This is a genomic window from Apibacter sp., from assembly GCF_025291155.1.
Taxonomy (GTDB): domain Bacteria; phylum Bacteroidota; class Bacteroidia; order Flavobacteriales; family Weeksellaceae; genus Apibacter.
The window spans coordinates 1-10,140 of sequence record NZ_JAMBJZ010000077.1; the positions used below are offsets into that span (position 1 = coordinate 1).

11 protein-coding genes are annotated in these 10,140 nt (G+C 29.7%); 1 reads left to right on the top strand and 10 read right to left on the bottom strand.

Annotated elements, in window-relative coordinates; genetic code table 11:
• The 6 genes from M3Z80_RS07665 to M3Z80_RS07690 all read right to left on the bottom strand — a co-directional run.
• On the bottom strand, positions 1–1,209 hold a 1,209-nt coding region (locus M3Z80_RS07665), incomplete at its 3' end, for a lipid II flippase MurJ (RefSeq protein WP_293918956.1).
• A 220-nt stretch (positions 1,210–1,429) separates the two neighbouring features.
• Positions 1,430–1,672, bottom strand: coding sequence for a hypothetical protein (locus tag M3Z80_RS07670; RefSeq protein WP_293918957.1), 243 nt, complete (start codon positions 1,670–1,672; stop codon positions 1,430–1,432).
• A gap of 27 nt (positions 1,673–1,699) precedes the next feature.
• Positions 1,700–2,569, bottom strand: a complete 870-nt coding sequence (gene rfbD / locus M3Z80_RS07675) for a dTDP-4-dehydrorhamnose reductase (RefSeq protein ID WP_293918958.1) — start codon at positions 2,567–2,569, stop codon at positions 1,700–1,702.
• A 3-nt stretch (positions 2,570–2,572) separates the two neighbouring features.
• Positions 2,573–3,130 (bottom strand): dTDP-4-dehydrorhamnose 3,5-epimerase, encoded by a 558-nt coding sequence (rfbC, locus tag M3Z80_RS07680; protein WP_293918959.1) that lies wholly within the window; start codon positions 3,128–3,130, stop codon positions 2,573–2,575.
• Between the two features lie 13 nt (positions 3,131–3,143).
• Entirely contained in the window at positions 3,144–3,626 is a 483-nt protein-coding gene (locus M3Z80_RS07685) for an acyl-CoA thioesterase (protein WP_293918960.1), read from the bottom strand.
• 162 nt (positions 3,627–3,788) lie between these two features.
• Positions 3,789–4,871, bottom strand: coding sequence for a DegT/DnrJ/EryC1/StrS family aminotransferase (locus tag M3Z80_RS07690; RefSeq protein WP_293918961.1), 1,083 nt, complete (start codon positions 4,869–4,871; stop codon positions 3,789–3,791).
• Between the two features lie 229 nt (positions 4,872–5,100).
• Here M3Z80_RS07690 and der point away from each other — a divergent pair, with 229 nt between their 5' ends.
• Complete coding sequence (der, locus tag M3Z80_RS07695; protein ID WP_293918962.1) at positions 5,101–6,408, top strand: ribosome biogenesis GTPase Der; 1,308 nt, start codon at positions 5,101–5,103, stop codon at positions 6,406–6,408.
• 67 nt (positions 6,409–6,475) lie between these two features.
• On the opposite strand, the gene M3Z80_RS07700 is transcribed toward der, so the two are convergent.
• From M3Z80_RS07700 to nrfD, 4 genes are all read right to left on the bottom strand, one after another.
• Entirely contained in the window at positions 6,476–7,816 is a 1,341-nt protein-coding gene (locus M3Z80_RS07700; RefSeq protein WP_293918963.1) for a quinol:cytochrome C oxidoreductase, read from the bottom strand.
• A 7-nt stretch (positions 7,817–7,823) separates the two neighbouring features.
• Positions 7,824–8,465, bottom strand: coding sequence for a c-type cytochrome (locus M3Z80_RS07705; RefSeq protein WP_293918964.1), 642 nt, complete (start codon positions 8,463–8,465; stop codon positions 7,824–7,826).
• Positions 8,449–8,991, bottom strand: a complete 543-nt coding sequence (locus M3Z80_RS07710) for a DUF3341 domain-containing protein (protein WP_293918965.1) — start codon at positions 8,989–8,991, stop codon at positions 8,449–8,451. The genes M3Z80_RS07705 and M3Z80_RS07710 overlap by 17 nt, the downstream gene beginning before the upstream one ends.
• The coding region (nrfD, locus tag M3Z80_RS07715; protein WP_293918966.1) for an NrfD/PsrC family molybdoenzyme membrane anchor subunit at positions 8,978–10,140 on the bottom strand (1,163 nt) is incomplete at its 5' end. The genes nrfD and M3Z80_RS07710, both read right to left, overlap by 14 nt.

A 10,140-nucleotide genomic window follows, 5' to 3' on the forward strand; every position in this document is an offset into this window, starting at 1 on the left:
GTTATAAATTTTATAAAAAAGGCAATTAAATATGATAATTCCAATCTGAGTGATAACACCTAACAATGCTTGTAGCTTATTTTTTGTTTGAGATATCATTACAGGAGATATATAAACATACAAACAAATAAAAATAAACGAAAGCGAATATAACTTTGTTAAATGTGTAATTTGCTCAATGTCACTATTTGTTATTGCCCCTCTTTTAAAAAATATATAATTAATTTCATATGCATTTATATACAATAAGGGAACAAAAAAACTCAATATGAAAACTATAAATTTTAAATAAGAATAAAATGAATGATTATACACATCCCATTCTTTTCTATAATAGTTTTTCGTAAGTTGGGGAATTATTGCCGTTAAAATAATGTTAGTAAATACAACCTGAAATAATAATGTAAACTTTTGAGCATAATCAATCATTGAAATTATACCTATACCAATTCTGTTGGATAGACCTTTTTCAATCAACGAGTTTATTTGTCCTATAAAATAGGGAAAGTAAAATGGAGTTCCAAACCATATAAAATCCTTTGCTTTTAGTACAAATTTATTATCCCATCTAATTATAGGCAATATTTTATTCTTTTTAAGAAAAAATATAATAATTACAGATAGAGTTATTAAATTAAAATATTGTCCTAAGTATAGAGAAACAACACCAACATATTTCGTCCCAAAATAAATTATTACTAAGTTACCTATAGATGTAAAAAAAGCTGTTATTTCCGGTACGTAAAATATATTATTAGCATTTAAAATTCCAATACCTATTGAAGAAAATTGTGTAAACAAAATACTATAAAGTAAAATATTAATGTAGGTATAATATCTATTCAAAAATAAATCCCCTACACTAAACAAATTTTGAATTATAGATTTACCAAAAAAGAAAAAAATTATAATTAATATTATTATAAATAAAATATAAATAACTAATAAAGAGCCTGTTTTAACCAATGCTGAATGAAGGGACTCTTCTTCCTTTATTTGAATAAATTTTATCTTGAAAACATCTGATATAGGATTAAAAAAAGAATTATTTATATTAACTATAAATCCTGAGGTAATTACCCATATGTCTCTATTTATTGACAACCCGAAAAATTCTGCAGATACACTTACTATTAATAAATTTATAATAAGAGTAAATGCTTTTATAACAAAAATGTTTAAACTAATTCTTCGTGATGAAATCGCCATATTATTGAATATATTACCAGCCAAAAAGTATTATTTCATTTAAAATATTGCATTAAAAATGTTATGCTTTTTTTACTCTTAATATAAAAATGTTTCAAAGTTGAAAATTATTTACTAAGGCTAAAATAAAGTTTGATTTCTTGTCGTTAGATTGAGTTTTTAAAAGATAAATAAAAACTCTTAATTATAATATAATTAAGAGTTTTTAGAATATAATTATTTATTTACTTTTTTGTGCTGTTTTAATGCCTGAATCATTCCACCATTTTCCATCCGAAGTTCTAACAAACACATCTCCTGTTTTAGTGTCGAAAACATAAGTTCGCAAACCATCCGGGCCTTGCAATACCTGAAACGAATATCTATTAGCTGGAGCTATTTCTTGCCCATTAGCTGGTTTATCGCAACTTATAAATAATAGTAGCATTAGTCCTAAGATTGAACTTGAGATAATTTTTATCATAACATTTTTATACAAATATAGATATTTTTATATTATATAAGCACAATTTGCAAACATTTCTTTTAAACTATCTTTCCATTCAGGAATTAAAATACCAAAAGTCGTTTTTATCTTAGTTTTATCCAATAGACTATATTCGGGACGCTTGGCGGGAGTAGGATAATCGGAAGTTGATATAGGATTAATTTTAATCTTAGATTTACTTATTTTCTTTATTTCTTCACTAAATTGATACCATGTACATTCTCCTTCATTAGAAAAATTATAAATTCCATAAGCTCCTATATCATTTTGAATTATAGTAAGAAGAGCATCTGCTAAATCCAACGCATTTGTTGGTGAACCTATTTGATCATTTATAACATTTATTTCTTCTTTTTCTTTAAATAATTTCAACATCGTTTTAACGAAATTATTTCCATAGGGAGAATATAACCATGAAGTTCTTATAATATAGGTTTTAGAATTATAATATTGTGCGATTAGTTCTCCATTTAACTTAGTTTTACCATAAACACCCAAAGGTGCTACCGGATCATCTTCTTTTCGTGGTACGGATTCTTCGCCTGAAAACACATAATCTGTGGAAATATGTATAAAAGTTGCTTTTTGAAAAGCACTTGCTTTTGCTAAATATTTTACAGAATCTGCATTTAATCTTTCTGCCATTTCTATATCCGACTCTGCTTTATCAACAGCCGTATAAGCGGCACAGTTTATAACATAATCAAATTTATTTGAAAAAAAATAAGTCTTTACAAACATTTCGTCTAATACATCCAACTCTTGAATATCTGTAAATACAAAACTGTAATTAACAAGAGGCTTATCCTTTACTCTTTGCTTAATTGATCGACCCAACTGCCCATCTCCTCCTGTTACTAAAATTTTTTTCATGCTTTAAAATAAATCAATAGGTTTCAAGTTGTTAAATGAAATAGCATTCAAATCTTTTTCTGAAAGAATTTCTTTTCCTTTCTCAATTTTCCAATCTATATTTAAATATTTATCTAAAGGGTTAACACTAATTTCACTTTCTTTATTATAAAGACCTTCACATTTATATGCAAAAATAACTGTATCTGATAAAACTGAAAATCCGTGTAAAAATCCTTTCGGAATAAATAATTGTCTCTTATTTTTTGAAGATAATTCTACAGAAACATATTGTCCATAAGTCGAAGAATCTTTCCGTGCGTCTACCGCTACATCTATTACTTTTCCTTGTAACACATATACTAATTTAGCTTGGGAATAAGGAGGTAATTGTTGATGTAATCCTCTTATAACTCCGAAAGTCGATTGAGAAACATTATCCTGGACAAAATCGGGGGTATAACCTAATTTTTTAGTGAATTTTTCACGATTAAACGTTTCCATAAAGAAACCTCTGGAATCTTCAAAAACCTGAGGTTCTATAATATAGCATCCTTTAAGTTTAGTTTCAGTTACAGTCATTTATATTGTTAAATTATTTTTTATTTTGCTTTCTTAAACTTTCTACTCTTTCTTCAAACAATTTTTCAGGTATATTCACAAATATCTCTTCAAATAATTTCATAAAATGTTCTGGCTGTACTTCCGATTTTCTAGTAGTTAAATTAAAATATATTAAAGTTACCCATAATGTAGCATGTGTAATACTTTTATCTTTATTCAGCATTAACACTTCTACAGTATTAGTTCTATCTGTATACTTTATTATTTTACTTGTAATTACAACATCTTTATTATACTTAACTTCTTTTATGTACGCAATTTGGTTTTGCAATGCAACCCATAAACATCCTGTATTTTTAGATTGTTCAAAATTATCTAGTTGATAATTTTGTAGACAATGATCTTCTCTCGCATTAAGCATATAATCAAAATATCGAAGATTAGAAAGATGTCCTATAGGATCACAATCACTAAAACGCACTCTATAGATAGATTCAGGTTCTTTTATTTTCATAATATAAATTTATAATGAATTTAACATGAATTTATGCTTCATGTTCTAATTTTTATAATTATTTTAATAAAAATATCATTGTAAAATAATTATATAATATAAGAATGTTTGTACATTATTTCAAATATTCTTAATATTTTAATAATTATTTCTTTTAAGATACTACTTATTAATAATATTTACTATATTTTGTAGGTCAGCTATTTCCAAGCCAACATATAAAGGCAGACATAAAATTCTTTCTGATATTGATTCAGATATCGGCATCTTACTACCCTTAAGATAATGTATAGTATTTAGGGAAGGGTAAAAATAACGCCTAGGTACGATATTATGTTCAAATAATTTTTTCTGTACTTTAAGTAATATATCTTCAGAATTAAATATAACCGGATAATAGCTATAATTCCATTTAGTACTTTCCCTTATTTTAAAGACTTTAAACTCACTAAAATCTAGCGATTTATTGTAAAAATCAACGATTTTTTTTCTCTCAGCATTAATAAAATCAATATAATTTAAAACAGACAAGCCCATGGCTGCTTGTAACTCAGAAATTTTAGCATTTATACCAACTCCGCATAAATCATAATTCCCCGTATAACCAAAATTATGACTAAATACTAATTTTTCCATTAATTCGGAATCCTTGCAAAATATTGCTCCTCCTTCTCCGGTATGAAAAAGTTTAGTTGCATGAAAACTGCAAGTACTTATATCTCCGAATTCAAAAACTGATTTGTTATCATATTCAACACCAAAACAATGGGCTGCATCGTATATAACTTTCAGTTGATATTTTTTAGCTATTTTTTCTATAACTTTTACATTACATGGATTTCCAAAAACATGGGTAGCTAATATAGCCGTAGTTTTTTCTGTAATAGCTTTTTCAATCTTATTCTCATCTATAGTAAGATGATCAGGATCAATATCTACAAATACTGGGGTACAATTTTCCCAAACAATTGTTGAAGTGGTAGCTATGAAACTAAAAGGTGTAGTAATAACTTCTCCTCCTTTGGCCATAATCTTTAATGCCATTTGCAATGGAATAGTTCCATTATTGGTAATTAATATATTACTAATATTAAGATACTCCTTAAGTTTCTTTTCTAGTTTTAAAACTAATTCACCCCTATTTGTAAGCCATTGGTTTCTCCAAATTATTTCCAAATACTCATTATATTCGGTTAACGGAGGTAAAAAAACCTTAGTTACATTAATTCTTTTTTCCAAAATCAAAAAACGCCTTTATTTAATTAATTAATAGTTTAAAAAATCAAAACTAAAATAAAAATCAAAAGTATAACAAAATTCATTATTTTCATAAAGAATATTAATAATTTTATAAGCTTTAAAAATTTATTTAAATATTTTTCTCATTGTAACATTTCTAAAACTTTATAAACGCTAATATTCAAGTTAAATAAATCCACTATTTAATTTTATTTACCTTTGCAAAAAATATGATATGTCAAATATTATAGCGCTAGTAGGAAGACCTAATGTAGGAAAATCAACTCTTTTTAATCGTTTATTACAAAAGAGAGAAGCAATAGTAGATAGTATAGCCGGTGTAACTCGTGATAGACATTACGGAAAAAGCGATTGGAATGGAGTGGATTTTACTGTTATCGATACCGGTGGATATGTGGTTGGATCAGAAGATATTTTCGAAGAGGAGATAAGAAAACAGGTAGAGCTTGCCGTAGACGAAGCTTCTGCAATTATTTTTTTAGTTGATGTAACTGAGGGAATTACAGACATGGATAAAGAAGTTTCCAATTTATTAAGAAAAACAGATAAACCTGTATTTCTCGTAGTTAATAAAGTGGATAATGCTATGTTAGAAACCGATGCTATGGAATTTTATTCCTTAGGAGTAGAAAAGTATTATACAATCTCGGGGATGACCGGTAGCGGAACAGGAGATCTGCTTGATGATATAGTAGCTACATTTACAGAAGTAAATTATGTCGATCCTTTTGAAGGATTACCAAGAATAACAATTGCAGGAAGACCTAATGTAGGAAAATCAACATTTACTAATGCCTTATTGGAAAACGAGCGCAATATTGTTACCGATATAGCTGGAACCACCAGAGATAGCATTGAAACTTTATACGAAAAATTCGGATATAAATTTGTATTAGTAGATACCGCCGGAATGCGAAAAAAAACTAAAGTAAATGAAAATCTGGAATTTTATTCTGTTATGCGCTCTATCCGATCCATAGAAGATTCTGATGTAGTAATTTTAATGATAGATGCTACCTTAGGTTGGGAAAAACAAGATATGAATATATTGTTTTTAGCGCAAAAATATAGGAAAGGAATTGTAATTGTAGTTAATAAATGGGACTTAGTTGAAAAAGAAACTAATACCTTACGACAATTTGAAATTTACATAAAGGATAAAATTGCACCTTTCACTGATGTACCTATTATATTTACCTCTGCTATGACAAAACAACGTGTTTATAAAACAGTAGAAACAGCTATGAAAGTCTATGAAAATCGCGCACGAAGAATCAAGACTAGCAAATTAAATGAAATTATGCTTCCTATTATCGAGTCTACCCCTCCTCCAAGTATAAAAGGTAAATATATAAAAATTAAATATTGTACACAGCTTCCAACAAAAACCCCGCAATTTGCATTTTTTGCTAATCTTCCTCAATATATTAAAGAACCTTATAAACGATTTATTGAAAACAAACTACGCCAGAACTTTGAGTTAACAGGCGTACCTATAGAAATATATTTCAGACAAAAATAAATTTTGTGACAAAATAAAAAAGCTTCTCAATTATAGAGAAGCTTTTTTTATTTAAAATTTTCACCCATTAAAAAGGATATTCAAACAATTCACTTTCACGATAATACGGATTCCCTTTTGCTTCAAGATTTAGTTTACTTATAGAATACATTACTACAAGTATAAATAATCCCAACATAAAAATAAAGGATCCTATTTCTAATAATCCAATACCCCAAAATGCCCCAACAGTACCGGGCATGATAATATTAAACATATCCAAATAATGACCCAATAAAACTACACAAGCCATAATTGGAACAATAACATAATTTCTCTTCACTTTACTACTAACCAATATTAAAAACGGTAAAACTAAATTAGGAATTAACATGGTAAAATAGGTTGGCTCATATAATTTATATCTTCCAAAAAAATATACGGTTTCCTCCGGAATATTAGCATACCAATACAACATATATTGAGCAAACCATAAATAAGACCAAAGGAGACTAAGTCCAAACAAAAATTTAGCCAGGTCATGCATATGATTATCATTAAAAGCAGGTAAAAATCCTTTCTTTTTTAGATATATGGAAATAAGTAGCATAACTCCTATAGAAGAAACCAAGCAACTGATTAAAACATACCACATATATAAAGTGGAATACCAATGAGGGTCTATCGACATTAACCAATCCCATGCCCAACAAGCAGATGCTAAAGCGAAGAAAACTATGGATCCCACACTCCAGTTATATACCTTTTTGTAATCAGCTACATCTTTACTTTCATCTAATTTTCTAGTTAATGATTTAATTTTCCATAAAAAGAATATACATCCCGCTACATATAGTAAAGTTCGTATTAAAAAGAAGGGCCTATTTAAAAAAGGTTCTTTAGATTTTATCAATAAATCAAAATGTGACGATTTTGGATCTGTCAAGGCAGGATCCATCCAATGATAAAGATGATTCAGACCGCCATGCTCCCCTCCATAGGTTGAAAGGAAAATAAATATAACCATTAACAATCCTCCAACAGGTAAAAATGAAGCGATACCTTCCATTACCCGAATTACAACGATAGACCAACCTGCATTTCCAGCATGTTGAACGGCTGCAAAAAACAATGCAGTCGCAGAAATTCCAAAAAATAACATTAAAGAAACAAAAAAAGCTGACCAGGGTCTATTATGAATTTGATTTTCCGCATGTTCAATATGTTCTTTAGAATGTGCAACATCATTTTTATAAACGGAATTCATAGGTTGAGCACCAGCTAATTCTTCATTTTTTTGCAATATTTCTTTCACTGCATGTTCATCTATACGTGAATTCTGATAATACCCTATACCAAAGGCTATCAATCCTACTATGATTAATACTATGGATGTTAATTTAAGACTGGATGAAAATGTATATCTCATAGTTGTATTATTGTTCTGTTGTTTGTAATTGTTCTGTTGAAGCTGCTATTGCAGTAGGTTTAAACTCATTTATAACATATTCTGCTACCCGCCATATATCGCCAGGTAATAGTTGTCCTGCATAAGATCCCATAGCATTCCTTCCATGTTTAATAACATAATGTACAGACCCAACTGTTATATCTCTGTCTTTATAGTTGGGAACTCCCGAATATGCACCGGATTGAACGATATCTCCTTGACCATCACCTCCTGTACCATGACAAGCCGAACAAGTTTTCACATACAAATCTTTACCTCTTGCTAGATCTTTATCTCTATTTTTAGGATCTAGAGGGGAAACAGTTATTTTTTTAGAAGCATCATATCCTTCAGGCGTATTAGGTAAATCCATTGGTAAAATACCTTCCGGATTTTGAGAAATAGTTCCAGGTACCGGAGCTAACGCGGTTGCCCCTTCATGCTTTGAAAATAAGGGAACAGTTGTTCCTTGTTCTCCATAAGCTATTACTGCCTCCTGATAAGGATCGTAAGCTACCGGATAGTACATATCAGGGAAATAAACCAAACTGGGTTTTTTCTTACTACAGGAAAGTATTAATAAACTTCCTGTGATAGCAAAAAGAATATATTTAGTTATTTTTTTCATCTTCAATTTTTTTTACACTTATTTCCTCAACTCCAGTAGCTATTAATATTTCTTTTACTTGCTCGTAATCATGATTTGAAATTTCAACTAAAAATTTATCATCAGTAGTCCTTGGGTCCGGATTTTGAGGTTTTTGTCCTGGATAATGCCTATTTAAAATAAGATAAGTTATAGACATAAGGTGAGCAGCAAAAAAAACAGTTAACTCAAACATGATTGGTATAAAAGCAGGGACATTTTCTCCCCAACTAAAACTGGGTTTACCGCCTATATTTTGTTGCCAATCATAATTCATAGTATACCAGGTTAGTAAACAAGCTACTGTCAGTCCTAAAGCTCCATAGAAAAAGGCAAATTCAGACATTCTGGATTCCTTCAACCCCATAGCCTTATCTAATCCGTGTACAGGAAATGGTGTATATACTTCATTGATTTTTATCCCTTTATCACGAAGTTGCTTAACCCCATCTATAAGGAGATCATCATCTCCATATAAACCGTAAATAATTGTCTTAGTGGTGCTCATTTTCTAAATGATGTTTTTTATACCCTTCACTGGATGTTTTTATAATTGTCTTCAATTCTGCCTGTGCAATTACTGGAAAAGTCCTGGCATATAATAGATATAATACTCCGAAGAAACCTATAGTTCCTATAAATATTCCTACGTCAACATAAGAAGGTTGGAACATTGTCCAAGCACTTGGTAAATAGTCTCTTGACAAATTAATAACTATAATGTCAAACCTTTCAAACCACATACCTATATTGATTACAATAGAAACAATAAATGTCCATAAGAAGTTTCTTCTTAATTTTTTAATCCAAAGAGAAGCTGGAATTAATACATTACAAAGAATTAATAACCAGAACGCCCACCAATAAGGACCCGTGGCTGCACCTATTGAAAAATAGGTAAAATCTTCATATCTACTACCAGAATACCATCCTATAAAGAATTCCGTAATATATGCAACGGTTACCATTCCTCCGGTTACAACAATCACAATATTCATGTATTCGATATGCTTTTGTGTAATATAATCTTCTAAATGACATACCTTTCTTACGACACTTAATAAGGTTTGTACCATGGCAAATCCCGAAAATATCGCTCCAGCTACGAAATATGGAGGATATACTGTTGAATGCCAACCTTTAATTACAGATGTGGCAAAATCAAATGACACAATGGTATGTACAGAAAACACCAATGGAGTGGCAAGACCGGCCAAAACTAAAGACACTTCTTCAAACCTTTGCCAATGTTTAGCTTTACCTCCCCATCCGAAACTCAAAATAGTATATATCTTTTTTGTTACAGGCTTAACAGCTCTATCTCTTATCATGGCAAAATCAGGGATTAACCCTATATACCAGAACACTACAGATACAGAAAAATAAGTACTAATGGCAAATACGTCCCATAGTAAAGGTGAATTGAAATTCGGCCATAATGTTCCAAACTGATTGGTAATAGGAAATACAAAATATGCTAACCATATACGTCCCATATGTATACATGGAAACATGGCCGCCTGAACTACAGCGAAAATTGTCATAGCCTCTGCAGAACGATTGATTGAAAGTCTCCATTTTTGACGAAATAGTAATAAAACTGCTGAAATTAAAGTTCCGGCATGCCCTATTCCAACCCACCATACAAAGTTAGTTA